This is a genomic window from Dactylococcopsis salina PCC 8305 (assembly GCF_000317615.1).
Lineage (GTDB): Bacteria > Cyanobacteriota > Cyanobacteriia > Cyanobacteriales > Rubidibacteraceae > Halothece > Halothece salina.
Genome location: NC_019780.1, coordinates 57,977 through 84,093, shown reverse-complemented (window position 1 = coordinate 84,093; position 26,117 = coordinate 57,977). Strand labels below are relative to the sequence as shown.

Sequence of the window (26,117 nt, the reverse complement as noted above, 5' to 3'; positions counted from 1 at the left end):
TGCTAATTCTCGTTACCATCAGGATAAGGACAGTTTTAAGTATCTTTACCAATGACAGACACCAATACAATTTTAGAAGCACTGCGTCCCGTCCAAGACCCAGAATTACAAAAAAGTTTAGTAGAACTGAACATGATTCGGAACATCTCCTTAGAAAATGGAGATTTGAGCTTTACTCTGGTTTTAACCACTCCCGCTTGTCCTCTCAAAGAAATGATTGTGGATGATTGTAAAAAAGCAGTTCAAGATTTGCCAGGAGTGGAAACCGTAGAGATAGAAGTTTCTTCCGAAACCCCTCAACAAAAATCGGTTCCCGATCGAGAATCAGTGCCAGGGGTAAAAAACATCATTGCAGTTTCCAGTGGGAAAGGCGGTGTCGGAAAAAGCTCCGTTGCGGTTAATTTAGCCGTTTCTCTGGCTCAAAGTGGTGCGAAAGTGGGATTGTTAGACGCCGATATTTATGGTCCCAATGCGCCGAGTATGCTCGGATTGGCAGAAGCGAAAGTCCGAGTACAAGAATCCCCAAAAGGAGAAGTTCTCGAACCCGCATTTAATCACGGCGTAAAATTGGTATCAATGGGCTTTTTGATTGATACTGATCAGCCCGTTGTGTGGCGTGGCCCCATGCTCAATGGCATTATCCGTCAGTTTCTCTATCAGGTAAATTGGGGAGAGTTAGATTACATGGTGGTGGATTTACCCCCAGGTACGGGTGACGCACAGTTAACCCTCGCGCAAGCGGTTCCCATGTCGGGAGCGGTTATTGTTACCACCCCCCAAGATGTCTCCCTCATGGATGCTCGTCGCGGCTTGAAAATGTTTGAACAGTTGGGGGTAACAGTTTTGGGAATGGTAGAGAACATGAGTTATTTTATTCCTCCCGATTTGCCCGATCGTCGCTATGATTTATTTGGCTCTGGTGGCGGAGAAAAAGCAGCAAAAGAGTTAAATGTTCCCCTATTGGGTTGCATTCCTTTGGAGATTTCTTTACGGGAAGGAGGAGACTGCGGTATCCCGATCGTTGTGTCTCATCCGAATTCTGCTTCCGCTTCTGCTCTCAGCGCGATCGCGCAACAAGTGGCAGCCAAAGCTTCAGTGGCAGCTCTCACTTAGGGGTTGCTGAAAAAGTCCATTGGTTGGTTTAGTAAGGCAAAAGGCAAGAGGCAAAAGGCAAAAGGCAAAAGGCAAAAGGCAAGAGGCAAAAGGCAAAAGGCAAGAGGCAAAAGGCAAGAGGCAAAAGGCAAAAGGCTTGCATGCAAGGTGCGTGACGATTGAACAATCAATGAACTTGCATTTTTACCTGAACTTAATCGCCTCAAATCCTTATTTGGTAAAACTTTCAGTTTCCCAACAGCAAGCTCTCACTTAAGAACGATAAAGATGACAGGGTTTTCCTTTTCCAAATTCAGTTGGCGCAACTTAATCGCACCTTGGCAAGAAATAGACTGGTTTCTACTGCTCTTAGTGGTCGGTGTTGCCAGTTGGGGGGCTTTAACCATCTATAGCACCCAAATCAACGAGGAAGTCAATGATTGGATTCGTCATGGGATTATGACGGGAATTGGTTTATTGATCGCCCTTTTCCTCGCTCGTTGGCGTTATAATAAATTATTATATTACTTTTGGCTCGTGTATGCGGTCACTAATATTTCCCTGTTGATGGTGCTAGTGATGGGAGTGACGGCAAAAGGAGCGCAACGATGGATTAGTGTCGCGGGATTTAATCTCCAGCCGTCAGAGTTTGCTAAGTTAGGGGTGATTATTAGTTTAGCCGCTATTCTCCATCGTCGTCCTGCCGAAACCTTACCAGCACTGTTGCAAGCGTTACTGGTGGTGGCTCTACCTTGGGGGTTAGTCTTTCTACAACCAGATTTAGGAACGTCTTTAGTTTTTGGGGCGATCGCTCTCGGAATGCTGTATTGGGCAAATGCCAACTTCAGTTGGTTACTTTTGTTGATTTCTCCTGCTGTCGCGGCGATTCTGTTTAATGTTTATATTCCCGCTTGGCTGAGTTGGGCAGGATTAATGTTTGTCATTGCTTGGCGCACACTGCCAGGGGGCTGGTTATCTGGATGCGGCGCGATCGCCCTCAATTTCATTTCTGGGGGCTTAGGAAACCTGTTTTGGGGACTCCTCAAGGACTATCAAAAAAACCGCCTGATTCTCTTTTTAGACCCCAATAAAGACCCTCTCGGTGGCGGTTATCATCTCATTCAATCTCGCATCGCGATCGGTGCGGGAGAAATGTGGGGAAGAGGCTTCACACAAGGCACACAGACTCAATTAGATTTTATTCCTGAACAACATACAGACTTTATTTTTAGTGCGGTTGGCGAGGAGTTAGGCTTTGTGGGAACGATGGGGTTACTCTTGCTGTTCTGGCTAATCTGTGTCAGACTACTAATGATTGCCCTGAAAGCGCAAGATAATTTTGGTTCTTTACTGGCGATCGGCGTTTTCTGTATGATCTTCTTTCAGGTCGCTGTTAACGTCGGGATGACGATCGGACTCGCTCCCATCACTGGCTTACCGCTTCCCTGGATGAGTTACGGACGATCAGCAATTCTAATGAATTTTATGGCGATCGGAATTGTCGAATCGGTTGCGAATCATAAGCAACGCACCACCTTTTTTAGTTAGCCCTGCATATCTTCGTATTTCTGTCAACCCTTCGTTACAGAATTTATAATTCCCCTCGAAAAATTGGTTTAAACTCTTTCCCAAAAACTTGACAAGATTTCCCGAAGCGCAACGAAGGAATAAGGGCTTGAGGGTGATAAATTGCTTAAAAGACAGACCATCCCGTGGGATTTTTGTTTCCAACATCATACCTGAAACGGCGTAAATTCGTCAATATTTTGGTCGGTCAAAAAATCGTTAAGAAGTGTAAAGTATGGGGTTTAATAGAAAAATCTAATGAATTTGCCTTTATTATATTAGTTTTACTAATTTTTCCCCTTAATATCAAAGTAAAACGTAGGTTGGGTGAAGTTTACGAAACCCAACACCAATCAGTCATTCGTCATTTGTCATTAGGTAGAGACGTTCCATGGAACGTCTCTACGCGAAACCCAACACAGGGGGAATTAAGCCGTTTTAGGAATTAAATAATAATCAATAAACCTAAACCCAAGAAACAACTACTCCAACAATAAAATTGCACAGCAATAAATTTAGAATTGCTCACTTTTTGAGGTTGATTGTGATAAGTTTGCACATGACGAACTAATTGATAAGCAGACGGGAGAGAGAGAAAAATAAGGAGACTAGATAAGGGAAAATAACCGAGAATTGTCCAAAATATAGTTAAAATAAAAATGCTTGCTGTGAAGCCGGCGAGAACATTTGCTCCTGTTTTTGTTCCTAGTCGCACGATCGGGGAGCGTTTTCCTGCAGCTAAATCGTCTTCCACTTGATGGAAATGAGAACAAAATAAAATCAGCGAGGTACTGATGCCAATAATGGTAGAAGTGACGAGAAGAAACCAACTAAATCCTTGAGTTTGTGAGTAATAAGCAGCACTAAGCGCGATCGGACCAAAACATAAGAAACAGATGATTTCTCCTAGCCCTTGATAACCGAGACGAAACGGGGGACCTTGATAAGTGTAGCCAAGAAAACAAGCAAGTAAAACCAAACCGATGACCCCCCAATCTTGTTGTAACCACCCGATCGCACTTAAAGCCAAAATTGCACCTGCCAAACAAAAATTACTCACCCAAAAAACGAGAGATTTATTCCCCGTAATGTTGACCACTGAAGTCGTTTTATTCACATCAATTCCCGTCTCTGAATCAAAGACATCATTACTTAAATTGAGCCATGCAATAATCAAAATTCCAGACAATAAGAACAAGGAAAAAATCATCCAATTCAGTTGTCCAGATTCACGATAAGCGATAATTGTCCCCATAGTAATTGGAATAATCGCAACCGTATAAATGGGCGGTTTAATGGCAGCTAACCAAAGAGAGATATTAATTTTTTTTACAAATTTATTTTGGAAACGGGTCAAACGCATAGGAAAATAAAAGGTTATGTTAGGTATAATTAAGCCTCAAGGGTTATGCTTGAGGAAATGTTCGTTAAGAGGAGGAAATTTATTGTTAAGATCAATAAATTGTGAGCAATGACCTAAACTTGGAAGCAACTTCTCCCTTAGAAATATCATCTTTGTTCCCTTAACGCCAGAACGATTATAAAATAATTTACAATTGTTGTCCTCATGTCAGTGACTCCTTGCGACGCTAGACCCTTAGCCGATGATCAAAATTTGCACGATTTTTTACAAACTTGCCAAGAAAAATGTCAGGCTAGTAATCAGCGATTAATTGTTAGTATTACTCAGGCAATTTTCGCAGTGGAACCGCTAACGATTCTACAGCAATTTACCACTGATCAAGAAAGAGTATTTTATTGGGAAAACCAACAACAAAATAGTGCGATTAGTGCTTGGGGAAGCTGTATCGAAAAGAAAATTATTAGCGCCGATCGGTTTCAACAAACCGAAGATTTTATCAACGAATATCGAGACTCAATTTTAGAAACTGGAGACACAAGTTTACCAGAAGTCGGCGCGAAGTTTTTAACCAATTTAACGTTTTTTGAGGCCGCTTCCTTATCATCTTTGTTGCCATCGGTAACGATCTTTATTCCGAAATGGCAAATTACTCGTTCTCATCAATCTTGTTTCCTGACTTATAATTGTTTTCTGTCTCCTACTGTCAACATTATAGAGATTAAAGAAACCATCAAAAAACAAATGCAAAAGATAGAAACCTTTTCTCAATCTAGCATTCGTTTTTATTTTCCTCAAATTTCTTCCTTCACGAATCAGTTAGAAAAAGCCGCCTTAAATAAGCGTCATCCCTTTGAGAAAGCCGTAAAATTAGCACTGGAAGATATTCAGCAACAAAAACTAACGAAAATCGTTTTGTCTCATCATCTTGATGTGGTGGCTTCCCTCCCTTTTGATCCATTTTTATCTTTGAATTATTTACGACAAAAATATCCCGATTGCTATATCTTTTTAGTGGGAGATGGTCAAGGAAATAACTTTATTGGTGCGACCCCAGAACGTTTATTTAGTTTGAGAAAACAAACCTTAATCAGTGATGCTTTAGCTGGATCAGCCGCGCGAGGAAAAAACTCGATCGAGGACGAAAAATTAGCTCAAACGCTTCTCAGTAGTGAGAAAGAAAGACGAGAACACAACGCCGTAAGTTCTTATATTATTCAACAATTAAAACAACTAGGATTAACACCAGAAGCATCACGGCGCCAACTTTTAAAGCTGAACAATATTCAACATCTTTGGACAGTGATTAAAGCAGAAGTTCCCACCGAGATTAATCCGATCGAAATTGTTGCGAAACTCCATCCCACTCCTGCTGTAGCTGGTGTACCCACTGCAATCGCTTGTGAAAAAATCCGTGAATATGAAACCTTCGATCGAGCATTTTATGCCGCTCCCATTGGCTGGTTAGATGGGAAAGGGAACGCTGAATTTATGGTGGGAATCCGATCGGCAATGATTCAAAAAAATCAAGCGCGTTTATATGCTGGCGCTGGAATTGTTGCTGGATCTAACCCAAAAAAAGAACTAGCAGAAATTCAATTGAAACTACAAGCAATGTTAAAAGCACTACGATCATGAGTAACGCTTTAATCTCACCTAAAAGTCAATCGTTTCCGTCGATCGAATCAGGTGCATTCCCGCGTCTTGAAATCGAGCAAAGGCTTCGTCAGCTTGAGTGGTAAAATCAGCACCATTAGGAATAACAACAGGAGAAGTACAGTCTTCAAGAAGATAAATCTTTCGCGCTAATTTCGGGTCTTTTTTTTGAATTTCAATGAGTAAATCATCAATCGTCCAAGCCACACAATGACTTTTTGCTTGTCCTGCAATTAAGAGTCGATCGAAACTTAATAACTGCTCAATTAACGATCGATTTTCTTGAGCGATCGTCCTCCCATTTTGGTCTTCCGTAACTTCTGGACGCAACACCGAATAGTTTTCAGTTAAAGGATTGTTCCCTTTAATTTCATATTGCGGTTGACGTTTACGAGCCGCACTATAGAAAAATAATGCTTCTTCCACAGAAGAAACCAAAGCATGACCAATACTTCCGAGCATACCGTGATAGGGCCAAATAATCAGAGGATATTTTCCCGTCTGATCTAAATGACGAGCATAATGTAAAGCGTAGGTTTGTAAACTCGAATAATCCCAACTCGGAAAATTAGGAACGATCGCAGGATTAACTTTCCAAACGCCTTTTTCAATGTCTTGATGAGAAATAATTGTTGTTCCTGGAGTGGGATGTTCTCCCTGATCATCTACCCAAAAAATCGGATGAAAAATTTGGATAGCAAAATGAGTGTCCATTGTAGCGATGATTTCTGTAAAGCAATGGAGATGACGATAGATGAACTCACATAAACGAATATTATCCTCGATCGCCCCCTGTTGAGATTGTCCTCCCACATACAATTCAAACCCTGGTAAACAGAACGTATTTTGCACATCAATTAACAAAAGTCCGATGCGAGTTTGATCAGCATCAGCAGGAGAAATCTGATATTGTTTCGCCCAATTTTCTCCTTGAGTCGCTCGATCGGAATAGGGAATTTGCCAAACCTCTCGCGCCTTTTCGGGATTAAAAAAACTGGGAATGGGGAGTTCAGAAAAATTACTCATCATCAAATATTTGTTATTTGTTATTTGTTATTTGTTATTTGTTCACTGATTACTGGTCACTGGTCACTGGTCACTGGTCACTGATCACTGATCACTTCCTGACAAAAATCAAAAATCCACTCTCTGCTCAAATCGTAGCCTGAACTTGGTAGGATAAAGTCTTGTAACAACATCTTAATTAAATATAGAAGTTTTTATGAGCAACATTGCCAATACCGAACAAGATGCGATCGCCCCTCACGGCGGACAACTCATTAACTGCATCGCCAACGAAGCCGAAAAACAAGAATTTTTAGCCCAAGCAGAAAGTTTACCGCGAGTACAACTGGATCAAAGAGCCGTCTCTGATCTCGAAATGATTGCCATCGGTGGATTTAGTCCCCTGCGTGGCTTCATGGAACAAGGAGATTACGAACGAGTTGTCACCGAAATGCACCTCGAAAACGGACTACCTTGGTCAATTCCCGTCACCCTTTCCGTCAGCGAAGAAGAAGCCGAACCTCTCCAAGAAGGAAATTGGGTGCGTCTCGATGATCCTCAAGGCAGATTTATCGGTGTTTTAGAATTAACCCAAAAATACCGCTACAACAAAGCACACGAAGCCGTTAACGTTTATCGTACCGATGAAGAAAAACATCCAGGGGTTGCTGTCATCTATCAGAAAGGAGCAATCAACCTCGCCGGACCCGTCTGGCTATTAGAACGTGATCCGCATCCCCTCTTCCCCAACTATCAAATTGATCCCATTCAATCACGAGCCTTATTCCGCGAAAAAGGCTGGAAAACCATCGTCGGTTTCCAAACCCGTAATCCCATCCATCGCGCCCATGAATACATCCAGAAATGCGCCTTAGAGGTGGTTGATGGACTCTTTTTGCATCCTCTGGTAGGCGCAACCAAAAGCGATGACATTCCTGCTGATGTGCGGATGCGCTGCTACGAAATCATCCTAGAAAACTATTATCCCAAAGAACGAGTCAGTCTCGCCATTTATCCTGCTGCCATGCGTTACGCTGGTCCCAGAGAGGCGATTTTTCATGCTTTAGTGCGAAAAAACTACGGCTGTACTCATTTTATTGTGGGACGTGATCATGCTGGTGTTGGCGACTACTATGGCACTTATGACGCACAAGAAATTTTTAATGAATTTGATCCAGAAGCGTTAGGCATTACTCCCATGCGTTTTGAACACGCTTTTTATTGCAAACGCACCAAACAAATGGCAACCAGTAAAACTAGCCCTAGCACCCCAGAAGAAAGACTTCATCTCTCTGGAACAAAAGTACGGGCAATGTTACGAGAAGGAAAATGTCCCCCAGAAGAATTTTCTCGTCCAGAGGTCGCACAGGAATTAGTGAAAGCGATGCAAGCCACCTAATCCCCCAACCCCCTTTGAAAGGGGGCGTTAAACAGGAACTGAAAACTTAGCGCCACGGCTCATACCAGAAATATTCTGGGACTCGCATTTGATTCTGATACACTTCTTTTTTTTCGGTTTTGTCGATGTTGGCGGTGCTTTCTGATAGTAATTCAATGATCACATCTGGGGCTTTTCCTTCTTCCCAAACTACCCAACTTTTTCGTTCGACTTTTGACACATTTAAAACGGCAAAAAAATCAGGTCCTTTGAAGTCTTGATTTTTCAGTTGCGCGGCGCTGTAATAAATGAACATATTACCGCCCATATAGCCGTTATCTCGTTTTTCTAGCCAGGGATAAAGGACATCTAATAACAAGTCCATTTGTATTTTATGTCGTTGAGTTGCCATGGGAATACCATCATCACAGGGAAGTTCGTTTTCGGTGGGTAGCGCGATCGTTTTTGTCAAATTCATGTTAAATATTCTCCCTTATTTTTTGCCAAATTATTAAATATTTAAAGTCTTTTGCCTTTTGCCTCTTGCCTTTTGCCTTTTGCCTCTTGCCTTTTGCCTTTTGCCTTTTGCCTCTTGCCTTTTGCCTCTTGCCTTTTGCCTCTTGCCTTTTGCCTTATTCTACTACTTTTCTATCATAGCTACTGTCTAAAAACCATAATTATAGTCTCATTCGCAAGCGAACTAAGTAATTATTTCTTCTTAAGAATAGCAAAACTTCTGAGGGATTTTTGTCTAAAAAATCTTGTAATGTTCCTAATTCTTCGATCGGACGATGATTAAAGCCAACTAATTCATCTCCTATTTTTAATCCCCATTCATCCGCTAAAGAATCTGGTTCGATTTCAATAATTTCTAACGTATTTGGCGCAACAGTAATCCCTAATTTCTGAGTCTGATTCCCATTTTCAGAAGCAGAAGAAAGGCGACTCGATCGAGCGTTTTCTAAAAAATTATGAACCGAATTAATATGGGTTGATAAGCCCCAAGTGCTATTCCCCTCGGCATTTTGAAAGCGAATAATCGCACGATTTACGCCAATAATTTCTCCTTCCCCATTCAGTAAAGGCCCCCCAGAATCCCCAGGACTGAGTAAAATTGTACTGTAAAGACTGGTCGCTCTGGTGACTTTTTTCAGTGTCCCACTGGTAAGATTTTCTAAAGACAAAAACGGATCAGCTAACGCATACACCCTTTCCTTGGTGTTAATTTCATCTCCATCCGCGAGGGGTAACGTAGAAAAGGTTTGACGGCTGAGAATTTGAATCAGGGCTAAATCATGATCGCGATCGACCGCAATCACTTTCCCTGGATATTGAACCCCATCATCCGTTAAAATGCTGACTTGTCCTCCCTGAGCATCGCTGATAATATGTTCACTGGTGAGAACAATCCCACTGGCTTCGATAATACTTCCTGTTCCTTTTCCCCCTGCTCCTTGTAAAGTAACAACTGCGTCACTAATCTTAAAAGGGAGTGACTCAGAGAGAGTTTCTTGGTTACGATTAGAAACGGTGGGTTGAGCTTCAACAGGGGAATATAAAGCAGTGGCTAAACTTCCTGTTAGCGCGATCGTAATTGAGACAATCCAAGTTGAAATTAATTGTGGTTTCATCGGGATTTATCTAGCGTTCTGAGAAGACTCCCAACATAATCTTTGATTTGTTGGGGTGATGAATCAGAACAGTCGTGGTATAATTTAACCATTAAAAAGAGGCGCGAAAAACCTCTCTAAAAACGTGCTTCACTTTAACGAGTGTACCAGTAAAACCGAAAAATACTTGAAAACTGTATCGTCGGGCGGACGAGAACAGAATAATCTACGCTTGTGGAGATTGACCCACTGGGACTGAAGCAACGAGTTTGTGGATGTTTTAAGGTTGGTCGTCTGCTGAACTTGGTTCAGTAGTTAGAAGCAAGAATCTCCCATCATAATCTTTGATTTGATGGGAGAGCGTCAATAAAGAGTGAGTGAGGAAAAAATGGCTCTAGATGTGATTATAATTGGGAGTGGCATCGGAGGATTAACAGCAGGAAGTTTGTTGGCTCGTTATGGCTACAAAGTCTTAATTTGTGAAAGTCATAATATTCCTGGCGGCGCAGCTCACAGTTTCACTCGTCAAGGCTTTACCTTCGATTCAGGACCCTCCTTTTATGCTGGGATTAGCGCTGACAATAGCAGTTTAAATCCCTTACAGCAAGTTTTAACCGTGTTAGGGGAAAGTTTGAAAACGATTCCTTATGATCCCCTCGGTGAGTTTCATTTTCCCGAAGGAACATTTTTCGCCTTTCAAGATAACGATCGTTACTGTCAAGAAATAGAGAAAATTACTCCTCAAGGGGCTAAGGAATACCGCGCTTTTGTTACCGAAATGTTGGGAATCTATAATTGCTTAAAAGATATCCCAACCATTGAACTACGATCGGATTGGAAGATTCTACAAGTATTATTCCCTAAATATGGATGGAATCTATTAAAATCGCTTCCGAAATTACCTCTGATGAGTGCTTCGGTGGGGAAAATTCGAGAACAAACTGTCACCGATGCTTGGGTGAAACGCTTAATTGATTTAGAATGTTTCCTACTTTCGGGTTTGAAAGCAAACGGTACGATCGCGCCAGAAATTGCCTTTATGCTCGGAGAACGATCGAGAGTAGGGGTAGAATATCCAGTGGGAGGAAGTGGCGCTATTGTTGAAGCACTCCTTCGCGGTTTGCGGCGTTGGGGAGGGGAATTAAAACTCAACGCTCATGTGGAACAGATTTTAGTAGAATCAGGAACAGCGCAAGGGGTGAAACTCCGCAACGGTGAGATATTGAAAGCACCAATTGTCATCTCTAACGCCACCATTTGGGATACTTACAGCCAACTGTTACAGCCAGAAGATTTACCGCCAAACTACCGTCAAACCAGTTTAGCCACACCGACGGTAGAAAGTTTTATGCACCTTCATTTAGGGATTCGCGCCGCAGGGTTAGAAAAATTAAATGGTCATCATGTGGTAGTACATGATCAAAAAAAAGACATTAGCACCCCAGGAAACACCTGTATGATTTCCATTCCTACCGTTTGGGATGCCAACTTAGCACCATCAGGACAACATCTGATTCATGCCTACACTTTAGAACCTTATCAGGGATGGCAACGAAATGAAAACTATCCTCAGAAAAAACAAGCAAAAGCCGCGCCACTGTATCAGGCTTTAGAGAAAATTATCCCCGATCTGCGCGATCGCATCACCCTCGAATTGATTGGCTCTCCCCTCACTCATAGCCGCTATTTAAGACGCTATCAAGGCACTTACGGCCCCGCCATCTCAGCCGAAAACGGGCTGTTTCCCAGCTATAAAACCCCGATTTCTGGGCTTTATCGAGTGGGAGATAGTACCCTCCCCGGAATTGGTGTTCCTGCTGTAGCCGCTTCTGGGATTTTGTGCGCTAACAGTTTGGTTGATCCAGAACAAACTCAACAGATGATCGCCCCCTAATCCCCCTAAAACGTAGGTTGGGTGGAGAAGACGAAACCCAACACCAATCAGTGACCAGTGACCAGTTACCAGTTACCAGTTGTTCTTGATCTAGTCAGTTACTTAGTAGCTTACAATCTGTTACGAATTAATTGCTTACTATTCACTATTCACTGCTTACTGATCACTGATCACTGATCACTGGTCACTGCAATGGGTGGAGAAGACGAAACCCAACACCAATCAGTGACCAGTTAATATGAACAAACTTATAGAAAAGCTAAAACTTATTTACAATTCCTTGATTTTAGTCCCAGGGGGGGGGATTGCTTTGTTAGCTTAAATACAGTATATAAAAACACTTTTTGATAAAATGAATAGTTCATCTCAAGATTTACTCAGCACAATTTCCATCGCGGCAGTAGGTTCAGGTGTAGTTACTTCCTTCGCCGTCAGTCAAGGACAATCCCCCTTAACCGCCCTTTTCATTACTGGTATTGCTACCAGTTTCGCCGTATTCTGTCGCCGTTCTGGTTTAGTTTAATTTTTGTTAATCAACTCTTGTCGGGGCGAAGGGCGGTTCGTCCCGACAGTGGTTTTTAAAGGTGGAACTTTAATTTTAAAATTCCCGTCTTTCCCCTTGACGAATATTAGGAAATGTGCAATGTCTAAACTGTCCACCGTAAAAAAAGGAACATTAACCGTTCTTTCTCTCTTTTTAGGGATGGGAGTAACAACCCCTCTCCTCCTGTCTAATCAAGCTTCTGCTCAATTTGTACACAGTAACATCGCCCAAGTTCGCCGCATTGCGATTCCCTCTGGTGTTTCCCTACCAGTACGCTACGACGAAGCCGAAAAAATTGTTGTTTTACCCGACGAAACCGTTCCCGTTACCCTACAAATTGCCGCCAACATCAAAGATCGTCAAGGACGAATTTTAATTCCTTACGGTAGCGAACTGGTGGGAGAAGTACAACCAGTGGGAAATGGCGCTCGGTTTGTCGCCCAAGAATTAAAAGTCGCTGGAGAATCGTCTCAAAGCATTAACGCCAGTTCGCAAGTCGTGACGCGACGAGAAACTGTGAAACGAGGCGCAAGTACGGGTGATATTTTAGAAGGGGCTGCCATTGGAGCCGCTGCAGCGAGCGTTATTGCAGGAATTACGGGTGATCGAGCGATCGCAACGGAAGAAGTATTAGGAGGAGTGGGTTTAGGTGCATTGGGCGGCTTACTCTTAGGGAAAGATGAAGTGGAAGTGATTTCCATTGATCCAAACCAAGACTTAGATATTACCCTCAACTCTCGCCTTGCCTTATCCTATTAGCTTGATGATTAGTGTTATGTGTTGAACTCTCCACGCGATAAATCGGCGTGGATTCCAAACGTTGCTACGCATTATGCTAAAGCCATAATGCTTCGCGCTTTTCGTTTGGAGTTCCAAAGATAAAATCTTTGGGGCAGGCTCAAAGCTGCTCTACTGACCTTGGCTAGAACTAAGCCTAGCTGTATCTCTACTTTTCTCAGAATGTTTGCCGCCGCTTGGGCATCAGCATTAACGATCCTTCCTTTTGAATCTTTATAGCATCCTCTTGTTACTCTTTTCCCTGATGGCTGCCACCTTTCGGGTTTTTCACCGAATTTCGGTAGCAAATCACGGTCTAAGAACGAGGCTTTGGAGGTATAAGATTCTTCAGTTTCTACAAACTCAATTCCATTTTCTTCTGCTAATTGTTGAATCCGATTTTTTAACTTAGCTGTGGGAATCTGGACAAAGTTTTGATTATTTTGGTGTCCTATATTGAGCCCTTGACGCTGACCTTTATTCCAACCGAAAACGATGATTCCTATATCCTTATTAAGACAATAGTTAACAACCATTTTCGCCGCTTTATTTACAGCATCTCTAATTTGACGATTTCTTTTTTCTGTGATTCTCGCTAACTCACTATCCCAATAACCTTGAGGCTTTCCTTTCTTGAGAGAAGATACTCGACGGTTATAATTTTGATTTAGAGATTTAACTTTTCTTCCATCAATAACGAAAGACTCACTCTTTTGTAGAAACACAAGTTAGCCAATTATCTAAGCCAGGATCAATTCCTAACGCCTCTGTCGAGTTAACTGCGGTACTTACTTCGGGTCTTTCATAAACCCATTCCACATAAAATTCTCGATTTCTAGGAAGGATTCTTAACTCTTTTATGCTTTTCCATTCTAGATTAGAAGGGAACGGAACAAAGAACTCTCCCAACCCAAACCAAATTTTAATCGTTTTCCCCAAAGGGATTCTAACTTGACCAGATTTTAACTTTAACGCTTGTTTTGGGTAGGAAGCAACCGCCATCCCTCCTTTGTCTCTATAACTTGGAAGTTTGGGATGCTTATCAATTGTTCCTTCAAAAAAGGCTTCTCTTAATCCTTGATAGGACTTAAAAGATTCGGCGACACTTCTAAGAATTTGTTGGGAGCATTGAGAGTAGAGGGCTTTGAAGTTAATTTGCTGTTTTAAGGCTTTTTCTGGTTCATATTTACCAATGATTCTTTTCTCATTAAAGAAAATTTGACGAGCCAGATAAATCCCACAATTAGTGAGATTATTAGCCGTATGGCAAATATGTTCTAATATAGGAATTAAGTCAGAGCTTGGTTTAATTCGATTTTGCTGACATCCATACATAGGCTTTCTAAAATAATGCTAAGATTATTATAACATAAATCACGTCATTGACAAGAGATGAAAAAAGAACAATTTTCCATTCGGATAGAAGTAGGGAGACTTGAAAAGTTGAGACTATATGCAAGACATAAAAGAAAAACAATGACTCAGCTAGTAGAGGACTGGATTGATACCTTAGAAATGCCAAATTACAAGGACACAGAAGGCTAAAGCCTTGTTTGTGTCATTCATCTATCCGTTTCAAACGGATGGCTTTCTGACTGAATCGCTGTAATTCGGGCGGATGATTTTGACGGGGCTCCCCACTTAGATATTCACTCACCAAATGGCACAACTACTAAAAGGTGGCTTAATGACTATGGTGATAATAAGATTAATATGAAGGCTGCTCGTCAGTTTCTTCTTAAAAATTGGGAAGCAGAAAGGAGACGATATGAAAATGAACTATACTCCAAGTGAACAACAACGGTTAGCCGAAGCCAATATCAACGCAGCCTTTGACTATTTAGAAGAGTTGATGGATCGCCCAGAAAAGATTTCATCTATTCCTGATGGCGCGATTGTTATTCCTTCCACAGGTGATAAATGGGTTGATGAACAAAATGGTGTAATTGCTCAATATTGGTCAGAGAGGGAACAGAGACCTATCCATCGCACTGAGTACCAGTTCCTTCATTAAGCCTGATCCAATATCATAGCAACATGATTTGATGGGTAAAACTCTCTTCCGAAAATTGGGGATTAGGGATAAAAATCGTTTCATAATTCATGTTTGTGATAGCTATAGCAGTGTCAACAGTTGATCAGGAATCACAAAACCCAGTTAAAATGGATAATTGCACAATAACACCACAAAAATCAGGGAACTGATTATTGGTCACTGCAAACACTCCCATCATCAACGCAAACAGTTACTTATGGCTCTTGGCTATCTCGCTCTAGTTTTACACGCTCATCTCCCCTTTGTCCGCCATCCTGAAAGTAATTATGTCTTAGAGGAAGAATGGCTTTTTGAAGCGATCACCGAAACCTATATTCCTCTATTACAAACTTTTCAGGGATTAAAACAAGATGGCATTGAATTTAAGATTACAATGAGCATGACACCGCCTTTGGTGTCCATGTTACGGGATTCTTTTCTGCAAGAACGCTATGAGCAGCATTTATCCAAGTTAGAAGAACTCGGCGCCAAAGAACTTCAAAATCATCCCGATAACGGACATCTTCAATACTTAGCCCAACATTATATTAATCAGTTTGCACGGGTGCGAAAAACTTGGGAAGCGTATCAGGGAGACTTAGTAACTGCGTTTAAAGAGCTTCAAGACAGTGGCAATATTGAGATTATTACCTCAGCGGCAACCCATGGCTATCTTCCCTTGATGAAAATGTACCCTGAAGCCGTGAAAGCGCAAATCAATATTGCTTGTGACCATTACGAAGAAAACTTTGGTTGTAAGCCGCGCGGAATTTGGTTGCCAGAATGTGCTTATTATGATGGTTTAGAGCGCTTCATGGCAGATGCGAACCTACGTTATTTTCTTATGGATGGACATGGTTTATTATATGCCAGTCCGCGTCCTCGTTATGGCACTTATGCGCCAGTTTACACAGAAAGCGGTGTGGCAGCATTTGGACGGGATCACGAGTCTTCTCAGCAGGTGTGGTCGTCACAGGTGGGTTATCCTGGTGATCCAGTGTATCGGGAGTTTTATAAGGATTTGGGTTGGGAAGCGGAGTATGAGTATATTAAACCCTATATTCTCCCTGATGGACAACGGAAAAATACAGGGATTAAATATCATAAAATTACCAGTCGCACTGCCGAGTTAGGGGAGAAAAAGTTATATGATCCCTATTGGGCAAGGGAAAAGGCGGCGGAACACGCGGGGAATTTTGTCTTTAACCGAGAACGCCAAATTGAGCATTTAGCAGGGATTATGCAACGTCAGCCAGTGGTGATTTCTCCTTATGATGCGGAGTTATTTGGTCATTGGTGGTATGAAGGACCTTGGTTTGTGGATTATTTGATTCGTAAGTCTTGGTATGACCAAACGACTTATGAAATGGTGCATTTAGCGGAGTATTTACGCTTGGAACCGGTGCAACAGGTTTGTAAGCCTTCCCAGTCAAGTTGGGGATATAAAGGGTTTCACGAATATTGGGTGAATTCGACGAATGCTTGGATTTATCCCCATTTACATGAGGCAACGGAACGGATGATTGAGTTGAGTCGTCGTGAAGCGGCGGATGAGTGGGAGAAACGAGCGCTAAATCAAGCAGCAAGGGAGTTACTATTGGCGCAGTCTTCGGATTGGGCGTTTATTATGCGAACGGGAACTATGGTGCCTTATGCGGTTCGTCGCACCCGATCGCACTTAAAACGGTTTAATAAGTTATATGATGAGATTCTTCAGGGAAGCATCGATCGAGTTTGGTTAGAAAAAGTGGAAAAAATTGACAACATATTTCCCAACATCGACTATCAAGTTTATCAACCGATCGAGCAACCCGTGAAGTTAGGACGAAAACCATAGTCTCGGTAATACCGATAATCGGTTAAAATTTGGTGATGATCAAAACATAAGTTCTCTGGAATCTCCCACAGGGAAAAGCGGTTTAAGTTTTTGGCATCATCGGCCGCTTGTGGCGTGCCAACGGCGGTGGCAATAAAGACGATGCTGATGGTATGTTTGCGATCGTCTCGTTGCGGATCAGAATAAACTTGGAACTGTTCAATGAGTTCAACTTCCAGACGAGTTTCTTCTAACGCTTCCCGTTTCGCGGCGGTTTCTACGGATTCACCATAATCAACAAATCCCCCTGGAATCGCCCAACCATAAGGAGGATTTTTCCGTTCAATGAGGACGATCGGGCGCTGGGGTCGATCGCGCAGTTCAATGATAATATCAACGGTCGGAATCGGGTTTCTATAAGACATAATTTCTGGTTTTCTCGGTTTATTTTTACTGCTACCAGACCAGTAAAATTGATTTAGGATTGCTATAGTAATCCCAAACAAATTGTAAATCAATCCCCCCTAACCCCCCTTCGTAAGGGGGGAATTAACAATCCCCCCTCGCCCCCCTTCGTAAGGGGGGAATTAACAATCCCCCCTAACCCCCCTTCGTAAGGGGGGAATCAAGGGAAATGGATTAGAACTGCTATAACTAATTATTAATTAAAAATCAACTTAGATGGTAAATACAGAATCTCAACCCAGTAATTTTACAGGAAACGAAGCCACTCCCGCCAAAATCACAACGGTTTTAGGTGCGGGCGCTTGGGGTTCAACCCTTGCGGCGGTTGCTGAACGTAGCGATCATCATGTACGTTTATGGTCGAGACGCGGTGAAACTCCTTTAGAATCGGTGATTCAAGATGCAGAAATTCTCTTGTCTGCGATTTCCATGAAAGGGGTTAAACCGATGATCGATCGCGTTAAAGCCATTGGTATTCCTGAATCAACGATTATTGTCACTGCTACCAAAGGGTTAGATACAGAAACTGCCTACACGCCTTCCCGACTCTGGCAAGAGGCGTTTCCCGATCATCCGATCGTGGTGTTATCGGGTCCCAATTTAGCGAAGGAAATCCAAAACAATCTTCCTGCCGCCACAGTAATGGCAAGTGAAGATGAAGCCGCCGCCGAAGCTGCCCAAGAAATGTTTGCTTGTGAGACGTTTCGAGTTTATATTAATGCTGATCCCATTGGTACAGAATTGGGAGGAACATTAAAAAATGTCATTGCGATCGCGTCTGGTGTGTGTGATGGATTACATTTAGGGACGAATGCCAAAGCAGCCCTTCTTACTCGCGCCCTTCCAGAAATGATCCGCATCGGAACAACATTGGGCGCATCCAGTGAAACCTTTTTTGGTTTATCGGGGTTAGGAGATTTACTCGCCACTTGTGATAGCCCCCTCTCTCGCAATTATCAGGTAGGCTATGGGTTAGCCCAGGGTAAAACCTTAGAAGAGATTTTAGAGCATTTAGAAGGGACAGCAGAAGGGGTAAACACCACACAAGTGTTAGTGCGGTTGGCGCGTAAAGAGCAAATTCCCGTCCCGATTTCGGCGCAGGTGTATCGTTTACTCAAGGGAAAATCAACCCCGCAACAGGCGGTAGAAGCCCTGATGGCGCGAGAATTAAAAGCCGAATTTGATGATCTGTTTGATGATTAATTAGGGGTTGCTGTTGGGAAACTGAAAGTTTTACCAAATAAGGATTTGAGGCGATTAAGATATGAGTAAAAATGCAAGTTCATTGATTGTTCAACCCTCTTGCCTCTTGCCTAAGGCAACTTGCCTCTTGCCTCTTGCCTTTTGCCTTTTGCCTCTTGCCTTGCTAAACCAACCAATGGACTTTTTCAGGAGGCACTAATTAGAAATGAGATGTTTAATTTTCTCGATGACGGTTTCTAAATGCAGGGGTTTGGCGATGTAATCATCGGCCCCCGCGTCTAAACAGCGATCGCGATCGCCTGGCATCGCCATCGCTGTAATGGCAATCACAGGGACATCCTGCCAGTATTCAGTTTCCCGTAACTGATGCAATAATTCAAAACCATCGACTTCGGGAAGTTGAATATCGAGGAGAATCAGATGGGGTAACAGTTCGCGCGATCGAAGTTCTGCTTCGATTAAGTCCTTCATCGTTCTCCCATCATAAATCACTTCCACTTCATATCCTTCTAATTCCAACACCTGACAAATCAAAGCCTGATTAAAGGGTTGATCTTCCACCACTAAAATCCGAGGACTATTTCCAGTTTCCGTTGTTTCCGTACCAAATGGACGCAACACATCTTCTGGAGACGTTTCTTCTTTAGAGAAATCTTCCTTTTGGGTTCGTAATTCTGTCAGAGGAAGCCAAACCCGAAACGCACTCCCTTGATTTTCTTCTGATTCCACAGAAACGGTGCCGCCATGTAATTCCGCTAAACGTTTGGTGAGTGCTAATCCTAAACCTGTTCCTTCGTGGCGACGGGTGAGAGAGGAATCTAATTGTTGAAACGGACGAAACAATAACCCTTGTTTCTCTTTTGGAATCCCAATTCCTGTGTCTGAGACTTCTAAACAGAGGTAAGGAGTGCTATTGTTAACTGGGCTTCGATCGAGTCTGGATTCTGCGAGTAACTGACGACCATAACGAAGATAACCACTGAGTTTAACTTTCCCCGCTTCGGGCGTAAATTTAATCGCATTGGAGAGAAGATTAATCAAAATCTGTCGGACTCGTCGTTCATCTAATTCCGCACGTTCGATCTGATAATCTAACTCCAATGATAAAGCAATGCGCTTTTTATCCGATCGTGGTTGCACCATCCGCAAACACTGACTACATAAACTATGAACCACGACTGGCTGTAAATCTAATTCGGTTTTTCCCGCTTCAATTTTGGAAAGGTCTAGAATATCATTGATTAATTGCAGTAAATGTTCGCCACTGCGCTTAATTGCCTTGACTTGCTTAACTTGATTCTCGCTTAAAGTCTCTTTTCGTTGTCTTTCCAGTAAATCAGCAAAACCGAGAATGCTGTTTAAGGGCGTTCGTAACTCGTGAGACATAGAAGCCAAAAACTCTGACTTCATTTGTGAGGCTTGGGCTAAATCTTCATTGGCTTGACGGAGATTGTGTTGCACTTGCGCTCGTTCAATGGCGACTCCTAACGTGCGACAAGCCGCTAACACTATATCTTCTTGTAACTGACTTTGTAGAGGGTTTTCGGAACGAGATTCTAAGGTTAAAACCCCAATAATGTCGCCACGATGTCCAGGAATCGGGAAAATGCCCAGTTGTCCAATCCCTGGATTGCGAAACCCCTCCACCGCTTGCGGGTGGTTGGCGTAATCATCAACAAAAAGCGGTTTCCCTGTGATCACCACCTGCCATAATAAACCTTGTCCATAGGGGATGCCCTCTTTCATCAAAGCCCCCATCTCGGGAATTGCATCCCCATAGGTGGCAATAAATTCTGAGGTGATTTCGTTGACGAGAAGCTCTGCTTTTCGATCGTTCCCTTCGCCGCTAATCACTTTCACGTCCCCAAATGCGGCGTTAGTAGTTTCAATGAGGTAGGAAAGGGCAAATTGACCAATTTCCTCGATGTCTGTGGCAGGTTGGAGACGTTCTGTTAATCCCAGTAAAAACGTTAGTCGTCTGAGTTCACGATTGATAATTTCTTTAGAATCAGTTTCGATCGTCAGTTGACGGAGGTTTAGAATATAGCCACCGTCGCTGGTAGCGGTAATTAAAATATGTAAACTTTCTCCCGATGGCTGCTCGATCGTGCAAGGAGTGGGGTTAGAATCAGCTTTTTGGATCAGGTCGATCAAAATTTCTTGTTCTCCCTTTGACCATTTCCCCTGAGTTGCCATTTTTTCTATGATTTCTTGTTGGGAGGGTTGTTGGGCAAGCCAATCTGGGGAAAAGCCCCCTAGAATCAAAAACGATTGATTGTAGGTGATGAGGCGATCGTAGCGATCGAATATCGCGATCGCGCGGTCAATTTGTTCGAGAATTAACGCTTGTTGTTCTTGTAATTGTTTCAGGTCTGATGCCAGCGATTCTGATGCCATTCCTAATGCAGAGGAAACTTTAATATAACTTAACTGTAACTTATATAGCGCTACGCGCTAGGCAAGAGGCAAAAGGCAAGAGGCAAAAGGCAAGAGGCAAAAGGCAAGAGGTAAGAGGTAAGAGGTAAGAGGTAAGAGGTAAGAGGTAAGAGGCACTTGTTAAATCCGATCTTTTTTGTCATCCTAGAATTAACAAGTTGAGAATAATTTGCAGTTTTAAGTTGGGAGTTTAACGTGAAGAAAAGTAAAAAACAAGTTAGCACCTTTGTTCTAGAAGGACGGTTTCTCGATGCGTCAGGGAAATCTCCTCTCAAACCGAAGTATCTCCGTCTCGCCACCGCCGAAGGGGAACAGTTGCTTAAACTCAGCAAGGAGTTACGCCCTCTCCTGACAGAAAATCAGTTACCCGTTGGTACTTGGATCACGGTATCGGGTAAAGAAACCTACAAACCGAAAGAAGGGAAACGGAAACGGAAAATTAGCTCGATCGAAGCACATGATCCTGTAGCGGTTACGCCTTCTCCTCAACCCAAGTCAGCGAAAAAAGAGAGTAAAAAAGAGAAAATCCTAGTCTGTCAAAAGTCTTCCTGCTGTAAACGTGGCGGAAAAGCAGTGTATCAAGCAGCGATGGAAACGGTAGAAAAACACCAATTGAGCGAGCAAGTGCAAGTAAAAGCGACTGGTTGCATGGGAAAATGTAAGAAAGGACCCTGTTTAGTGATGCAAGGGGATAAATCCCGTCATCTAGGCTTGAAGCCAGAACAAGTCCGAGAATTAATTGCACAACAATATAGTGTCTTGATTGGTTAACGGTAAGGGCGAATTAGAGTTCGCCCCTATAATCGATGATAAGTTACGACTTTTGGGAGTTTTTCCCAACCACTTGTCCTTTCAGGGTGTTAAACTCAGAAGCTAATTCTTGGCGAGTAGAAGCGCGTAACAGATAGCGATATACAAACCAAGCAGTATAACCTAATCCCACTAATTCAAAAACTGGGGAGAGTAAAGGAATCCCATTAATCGCACCTAAAACAGCGAGAGTTACTCTGACGGTGACAATAGCGGCGATAATCAGTAAAAGAGTGAGGAGAGGTTGCTGATAGTCAGCAAAGAATTGTCCCACGTAGTCTGGAAGTTTAGAAAAAACATCTACCGCAGGTTTGATTTGTTCTTGCCATTGGGGTTTAGTGTTCGCTGGTGCGAGTTCTCCCCCCGCTTCGGTGTTAATTTCGGCTTCGGTTTGTTGGCTTTGGGTTTCTGTTGTTTGTTCCATAATCTAGATTTCCTTGATTTTTCTTGTGATGAACTGATCTTTTGTCTTTCTGTTGCTGATCTTATCAAAATATCATCTAATTATAATTGTTGGCTTCGATGACGCTTTTTCCTCTCGCAAGGGATGAGAAATATAAATTTTTGTAAACTCGATCGAGGCCTTAAAATTAACCATCAATGATCGATTCCCCAAAACTCGCGAATACTATTAATGACTTGCGGATCAATTCGCAGATCAGCATGAGAAACCCCAGAAAGACAAATACATTTTGCATATTGAAACTGCGTTGAACGCACAGAAATTGTGCCATCTGTTGCTAAAAAATAGTTACTCGCAACACTCAAAGTGGGAATATCTTTCGCAATGGTTTCCGCTAAACGCTGACGATTTTTTGCTAACTCTCTGGCGACACCAATTCCTAAACGAAACGGATCAATAATTCTCGCTAATTCTGCACCCTTAATCGGAGAAGCAATTAAAACTAAACTTTCCACTCTTTCCCACCATTGCGGATATTGTTTTAATATTTCTAGCCAGATTAATCCTCCCATCGAATGCCCAACAATTCTGATGGGAACATCGGGAAAATTCTCTAGGTAATAGTGCGCGATCGTGCTAACTTTTTGAATTAAAGGATTGAATCGCCACCAAGTTTTATAAAACCCTAAATCAGGGGTAATAATTACTGTATTTCTTAATTGTAAACGATTTGATAAAGTTCTCATTGTTACCGAAGTATCCGCCCAGCCATGTTGGGCAAAAAGAAGATAATCAGGTGATTGACGCATAATTGAAAGGAATTTAATTGATATAGCAATCCTAAATGAATTGTAAATGATTTGCCCCCCAAATCCCCCAATTCTGGGGGGCTTTCGTGAGTCAACTTTTTACAAATGATATGGAATCGCTATAAGAGTTAATCAATTTGATAAAATTTGAAGGGTAAATAAATCGTTAATTGTTAGCAATTATGAGAGCGATCGTAATGACCACCAACGGGACAGCAAACGTCTTACAACCGCAAGATGTAATCAGTCCCAAAATTAGCACCCCACAAGATATTTTAATCCGTCTTTGCGCCGTCGGCATTAATCCCATTGATACAAAATTACGCAAGCGTGGCACATTTTACCCCGAACAAATTCCAGCAATTTTAGGCTGCGATGGGGCGGGAATTGTCGAAGCAGTGGGAAGCAATGTCAGCCGTTTTCAAGTGGGAGACGAAGTTTATTTTTGTTATGGGGGACTAGGCAAAAAAGGAACAGGAAACTATGCTGAATATGCAGTGGTAGATAAGCGATTTGTGGCAGCGAAACCTCAATCTCTCTCCTTTGCTGAAGCTGCCGCCGCCCCTTTAGTTTTGATTACCGCTTGGGAAGCCTTGTACGATCGAGGACGGTTAGAAGCGGGAAGACGAGTGTTAATTCACGGGGGAAGTGGTGGCGTTGGTCATGTGGCGATTCAACTGGCAAAACTGAAAGGAGCAGAAGTTTGCACTACCATCAGTTCAGCAGAAAAAGCAGCGTTTGTCAAGAATTTAGGAGCGCATCCCATTAATTATCAAGAAACGAATTTTGTGGATGCGGTTAATGATTGGACGGAGGGAGAAGGAGTAGAATTAGCCTTTGATACCGTCGGCAGCGAAAACTTAGAAAAAACCTTTGCTGCAGTGCAATTATACGGCGATGTGGTGACAATTTTAAGTCCTAGTGAAACGATTAATTGGAAAGAAGCTCGATCGCGCAATCTTCGCATTGGTTTAGAATTAATGTTAACTCCCCAGCTTACCCATAATTTAGACGCACAACTCGCCCAAACTAAAATTTTAGAACAATGTTCTCGCCTCATTGATCAGGGAGGATTAAAAATCCATCTTCATCAAACCTTTCCGTTAGAAAAAGCAGCAGAAGCCCATCAATTATTAGAAGCGGGAGGAATGACTGGAAAAATCGCTTTAGTAATGAATTAATCTATCTAATTAGGGTTTGCTAAAAAAGTCCATTGGTTGGTTGAGTAAGGCAAGAGGCAAGAGGCAAAAGGCAAAAGGCAAAAGGCAAAAGGCAAAAGGCTTGCATGCAAGGTTTTGACGATTGAACAATCAATGAACTTGCATTTTTACCTGAACTGAATCGCCTCAAATCCTTATTTGGTAAAACTTTCAGTTTCCCAACAGGAGGCACTAATTAAACGTAGGTTGGGTGTAGAGAAACGAAACCCAACTCCTATCCCATAATAACCGTTTATTGTTAATCCTTGACTGAAAACAATGATAACTATTTCCCCTCGATCGATTGGAGAACACTACACCCTTTTACAAGGAGTAAAATGGCAAACTTATCAATTATTAGCGTTAGATTTAGCAGAAACCTCTAATCAACATTTAACCTATGATCGCGGAATCCTAGAAATAATGACTCCTTTACCAGAACATGAAAGGAACAAGCGACTTTTAGGACGGATTGTAGAAACAACAACTGAAATCCTAGGATTAGAAGTGTATAGTTTGGGATCAACAACTTGGAGTCGGAAAGATTTGCAGCGTGGGATTGAACCCGATGAATGTTACTATATTACTGAAGAAGCAACAGTACGAGGAAAAGTTAATTTTGATCTTACTGTTGATCCGCCGCCAGACTTAGCGATCGAAATTGATATTACTAGTAGTTCTCTCGATCGTCTCAGCATTTACGCCGCATTAGGAATAAGAGAAGTGTGGCGATTTAATGGCAAAGAACTTTATATTTATGTTCTAGAAAATGGCAGTTATCAGGATTGTGAACAGTCTCAGGTTTTATCCGTTTTGAACAAAAATGAGATCATTAAAATTTTAAATCAACGAGACACAATGGGAGAAAACGCACTGTTGAAACAACTACGGGAGTGGTTACAAAATCAAGAATAATTGTAAGTTTGTATCACCACCAAAACTAAAATTAAAATTGCGATATGTCTTCTCTCATTACCTACAGTCCAGCTTACACCCTTGTTCCCACCTATGAATGTTTTAATCGCTGTTCCTACTGTAACTTTCGCACTGATCCAAGAAACGATACATGGTTAAGTTTAGAAAACGCGAAACGGCGGTTAATTTCTCTCCAACAAAAAGGAGTGTGGGAAATCCTTATTTTATCAGGAGAAGTTCATCCTAACTCCCCCCGTCGTCAGCGTTGGTTTCAACATATCTATGATTTATGCGAGTTAGCATTAGAGTTAGGCTTTTTTCCTCATACGAACGCTGGACCCCTTTTTTATGAGGAAATGAAACAACTCAAACAAGTTAACGTTTCTATGGGGTTAATGTTAGAACAAATTACCCCCAAACTGTTAGAAACCGTTCATAAAAATGCACCTAGTAAACAGCCAGAAATTCGCTTACAACAGTTAGCTTATGCGGGAGAATTAAAGATTCCTTTTACTACAGGAATATTACTCGGAATTGGCGAAACCGAAGCCGATTGGTGGGAAAGTTTAAGCGCGATCGCCCAGCAACATCAAACCTATCAACACATCCAAGAAGTCATCTTACAACCGCACCGCTTAGGAAGCAAACAAAGCTGGAAAAAAGACGGATTTAACCTCAAAGAATTTCCTAAACTAATTCAAAAAGCCCGTGAGATTTTACCCTCAGATATCGCCATCCAAATTCCTCCCAACTTAATTCCAGACTCGCAATTTTTACTTACTTGTATCAAAGCAGGAGTCACGGATTTAGGAGGAATTGGTATCATTGACGAAGTTAACCCAGACTATCCGCATCTCCATGTCGATTCCTTACAGAAAATATTAAACGAAGAAGGATGGAAATTGAAACCTCGGCTTCCTATTTATCCCCAATATTACCACTGGTTATCTCCTAGATTAAAATCCCGAATTTCTTATATCATAGATGAATAATGAACGCTACACACCACCTCATTATTCCCCCCTTTCAAAGGGGGGTTAGGGGGGATTAAACCTTTCAAAGGGGGGTTAGATCAAGTTTAGGTAATTCTTTATAATTGGTGTTGGGTTTCGTAAACTCCACCCAACCTACATGGTTGTCTTTA

24 protein-coding genes and 2 pseudogenes are annotated in these 26,117 nt (G+C 42.2%); 17 read left to right on the top strand and 9 right to left on the bottom strand.

From position 1 onward, the window contains the following. Positions 1-51 precede the first annotated feature (51 nt). Genes DACSA_RS00580 through rodA form a run of 3 tightly spaced genes read left to right on the top strand, consistent with a single transcriptional unit; the run spans position 52 to position 2,640 of the window. Positions 52-1,113: an Mrp/NBP35 family ATP-binding protein gene (locus DACSA_RS00580; protein ID WP_015227913.1), complete on the top strand. Its 1,062-nt coding sequence runs from the start codon at positions 52-54 to the stop codon at positions 1,111-1,113. A gap of 19 nt (positions 1,114-1,132) precedes the next feature. Beyond that, entirely contained in the window at positions 1,133-1,369 is a 237-nt protein-coding gene (locus DACSA_RS21165; protein WP_041235232.1) for a hypothetical protein, read from the top strand. Between the two features lie 11 nt (positions 1,370-1,380). Continuing rightward, the gene (rodA, locus tag DACSA_RS00570) at positions 1,381-2,640 is read left to right on the top strand and encodes a rod shape-determining protein RodA (RefSeq protein ID WP_015227912.1); all 1,260 of its coding nucleotides are present in this window, start codon (positions 1,381-1,383) and stop codon (positions 2,638-2,640) included. Positions 2,641-3,103: 463 nt separating this feature from the next. On the opposite strand, the gene menA is transcribed toward rodA, so the two are convergent. Beyond that, on the bottom strand, positions 3,104-4,021 hold the full coding sequence (gene menA, locus DACSA_RS00560) for a 2-carboxy-1,4-naphthoquinone phytyltransferase (protein ID WP_015227911.1): 918 nt from the start codon (positions 4,019-4,021) through the stop codon (positions 3,104-3,106). 204 nt (positions 4,022-4,225) lie between these two features. Here menA and DACSA_RS00555 point away from each other — a divergent pair, with 204 nt between their 5' ends. Then, on the top strand, positions 4,226-5,656 hold the full coding sequence (locus DACSA_RS00555; protein ID WP_015227910.1) for an isochorismate synthase: 1,431 nt from the start codon (positions 4,226-4,228) through the stop codon (positions 5,654-5,656). An 18-nt stretch (positions 5,657-5,674) separates the two neighbouring features. On the opposite strand, the gene DACSA_RS00550 is transcribed toward DACSA_RS00555, so the two are convergent. Then, the gene (locus DACSA_RS00550; RefSeq protein ID WP_015227909.1) at positions 5,675-6,700 is read right to left on the bottom strand and encodes a cysteine hydrolase family protein; all 1,026 of its coding nucleotides are present in this window, start codon (positions 6,698-6,700) and stop codon (positions 5,675-5,677) included. 17 nt (positions 6,701-6,717) lie between these two features. On the opposite strand from DACSA_RS00550, the gene DACSA_RS22360 reads away from it, so the two are divergent. Beyond that, complete coding sequence (locus DACSA_RS22360; RefSeq protein ID WP_269544665.1) at positions 6,718-6,843, top strand: hypothetical protein; 126 nt, start codon at positions 6,718-6,720, stop codon at positions 6,841-6,843. A gap of 53 nt (positions 6,844-6,896) precedes the next feature. Further along, a complete protein-coding gene (gene sat, locus DACSA_RS00545; RefSeq protein ID WP_015227908.1) occupies positions 6,897-8,078 on the top strand; it encodes a sulfate adenylyltransferase in 1,182 nt (393 codons plus the stop codon). A 52-nt stretch (positions 8,079-8,130) separates the two neighbouring features. Here the strand turns inward: sat and DACSA_RS00540 are convergent. Together DACSA_RS00540 and DACSA_RS00535 are read right to left on the bottom strand one after the other, a co-directional pair. After that, positions 8,131-8,535: pseudogene (locus DACSA_RS00540) on the bottom strand (Uma2 family endonuclease); the annotation flags it as partial. A gap of 199 nt (positions 8,536-8,734) precedes the next feature. Further along, the gene (locus tag DACSA_RS00535; protein WP_015227906.1) at positions 8,735-9,688 is read right to left on the bottom strand and encodes a S1C family serine protease; all 954 of its coding nucleotides are present in this window, start codon (positions 9,686-9,688) and stop codon (positions 8,735-8,737) included. Positions 9,689-10,055: 367 nt separating this feature from the next. Here DACSA_RS00535 and DACSA_RS00530 point away from each other — a divergent pair, with 367 nt between their 5' ends. From DACSA_RS00530 to DACSA_RS00525, 3 genes are all read left to right on the top strand, one after another. Beyond that, complete coding sequence (locus DACSA_RS00530; RefSeq protein WP_015227905.1) at positions 10,056-11,561, top strand: phytoene desaturase family protein; 1,506 nt, start codon at positions 10,056-10,058, stop codon at positions 11,559-11,561. A gap of 352 nt (positions 11,562-11,913) precedes the next feature. Continuing rightward, the gene (locus tag DACSA_RS21160) at positions 11,914-12,084 is read left to right on the top strand and encodes a hypothetical protein (RefSeq protein WP_015227904.1); all 171 of its coding nucleotides are present in this window, start codon (positions 11,914-11,916) and stop codon (positions 12,082-12,084) included. Positions 12,085-12,204: 120 nt separating this feature from the next. Beyond that, positions 12,205-12,864 carry a hypothetical protein gene (locus tag DACSA_RS00525; protein ID WP_015227903.1) on the top strand — a complete coding sequence of 220 codons (660 nt, stop codon included), beginning with the start codon at positions 12,205-12,207 and terminating at the stop codon, positions 12,862-12,864. A gap of 71 nt (positions 12,865-12,935) precedes the next feature. On the opposite strand, the pseudogene DACSA_RS22940 reads toward DACSA_RS00525, so the two are convergent. Continuing rightward, positions 12,936-14,217, bottom strand: a pseudogene (locus DACSA_RS22940) (RNA-guided endonuclease InsQ/TnpB family protein). Between the two features lie 264 nt (positions 14,218-14,481). Between DACSA_RS22940 and DACSA_RS22935 the strand changes: the two are divergent. From DACSA_RS22935 to DACSA_RS00510, 3 genes are all read left to right on the top strand, one after another. Continuing rightward, positions 14,482-14,676, top strand: coding sequence for a DUF7718 family protein (locus DACSA_RS22935; protein WP_456297642.1), 195 nt, complete (start codon positions 14,482-14,484; stop codon positions 14,674-14,676). Then, positions 14,657-14,896: a hypothetical protein gene (locus tag DACSA_RS00515; RefSeq protein WP_156800595.1), complete on the top strand. Its 240-nt coding sequence runs from the start codon at positions 14,657-14,659 to the stop codon at positions 14,894-14,896. Before DACSA_RS22935 ends, DACSA_RS00515 begins: the two co-directional genes overlap by 20 nt. 238 nt (positions 14,897-15,134) lie before the next feature. Continuing rightward, a complete protein-coding gene (locus tag DACSA_RS00510) occupies positions 15,135-16,754 on the top strand; it encodes a glycoside hydrolase family 57 protein (protein ID WP_015227900.1) in 1,620 nt (539 codons plus the stop codon). Here DACSA_RS00510 and DACSA_RS00505 read toward each other — a convergent pair. Next, positions 16,712-17,158 carry an NUDIX domain-containing protein gene (locus tag DACSA_RS00505; protein WP_015227899.1) on the bottom strand — a complete coding sequence of 149 codons (447 nt, stop codon included), beginning with the start codon at positions 17,156-17,158 and terminating at the stop codon, positions 16,712-16,714. The two genes, DACSA_RS00510 and DACSA_RS00505, sit on opposite strands and share 43 nt — an antisense overlap. Positions 17,159-17,414: 256 nt before the next feature. Between DACSA_RS00505 and DACSA_RS00500 the strand changes: the two genes are divergently transcribed. Then, complete coding sequence (locus tag DACSA_RS00500) at positions 17,415-18,401, top strand: NAD(P)H-dependent glycerol-3-phosphate dehydrogenase (protein ID WP_015227898.1); 987 nt, start codon at positions 17,415-17,417, stop codon at positions 18,399-18,401. Positions 18,402-18,596: 195 nt separating this feature from the next. On the opposite strand, the gene DACSA_RS00495 is transcribed toward DACSA_RS00500, so the two are convergent. Further along, complete coding sequence (locus DACSA_RS00495) at positions 18,597-20,798, bottom strand: hybrid sensor histidine kinase/response regulator (protein WP_015227897.1); 2,202 nt, start codon at positions 20,796-20,798, stop codon at positions 18,597-18,599. A 234-nt stretch (positions 20,799-21,032) separates the two neighbouring features. On the opposite strand from DACSA_RS00495, the gene DACSA_RS00490 reads away from it, so the two are divergent. Next, positions 21,033-21,608, top strand: coding sequence for a (2Fe-2S) ferredoxin domain-containing protein (locus DACSA_RS00490; RefSeq protein ID WP_015227896.1), 576 nt, complete (start codon positions 21,033-21,035; stop codon positions 21,606-21,608). Between the two features lie 43 nt (positions 21,609-21,651). Here the strand turns inward: DACSA_RS00490 and DACSA_RS00485 are convergent, their stop codons facing one another. Both DACSA_RS00485 and DACSA_RS00480 read right to left on the bottom strand, forming a co-directional pair. Continuing rightward, positions 21,652-22,071: a CAAD domain-containing protein gene (locus DACSA_RS00485; protein ID WP_015227895.1), complete on the bottom strand. Its 420-nt coding sequence runs from the start codon at positions 22,069-22,071 to the stop codon at positions 21,652-21,654. A 173-nt stretch (positions 22,072-22,244) separates the two neighbouring features. Beyond that, complete coding sequence (locus DACSA_RS00480; RefSeq protein WP_015227894.1) at positions 22,245-22,859, bottom strand: alpha/beta fold hydrolase; 615 nt, start codon at positions 22,857-22,859, stop codon at positions 22,245-22,247. A 182-nt stretch (positions 22,860-23,041) separates the two neighbouring features. Here DACSA_RS00480 and DACSA_RS00475 point away from each other — a divergent pair, with 182 nt between their 5' ends. The 3 genes from DACSA_RS00475 to cofG all read left to right on the top strand — a co-directional run bounded on the left by DACSA_RS00475 (position 23,042) and on the right by cofG (position 25,965). Further along, positions 23,042-24,040 carry a zinc-dependent alcohol dehydrogenase family protein gene (locus DACSA_RS00475; RefSeq protein ID WP_041235230.1) on the top strand — a complete coding sequence of 333 codons (999 nt, stop codon included), beginning with the start codon at positions 23,042-23,044 and terminating at the stop codon, positions 24,038-24,040. A gap of 297 nt (positions 24,041-24,337) precedes the next feature. After that, positions 24,338-24,973, top strand: coding sequence for a Uma2 family endonuclease (locus DACSA_RS00470; protein ID WP_015227892.1), 636 nt, complete (start codon positions 24,338-24,340; stop codon positions 24,971-24,973). A 44-nt stretch (positions 24,974-25,017) separates the two neighbouring features. Continuing rightward, positions 25,018-25,965: a 7,8-didemethyl-8-hydroxy-5-deazariboflavin synthase subunit CofG gene (cofG, locus tag DACSA_RS00465; RefSeq protein ID WP_015227891.1), complete on the top strand. Its 948-nt coding sequence runs from the start codon at positions 25,018-25,020 to the stop codon at positions 25,963-25,965. Positions 25,966-26,117: the final 152 nt, after the last annotated feature.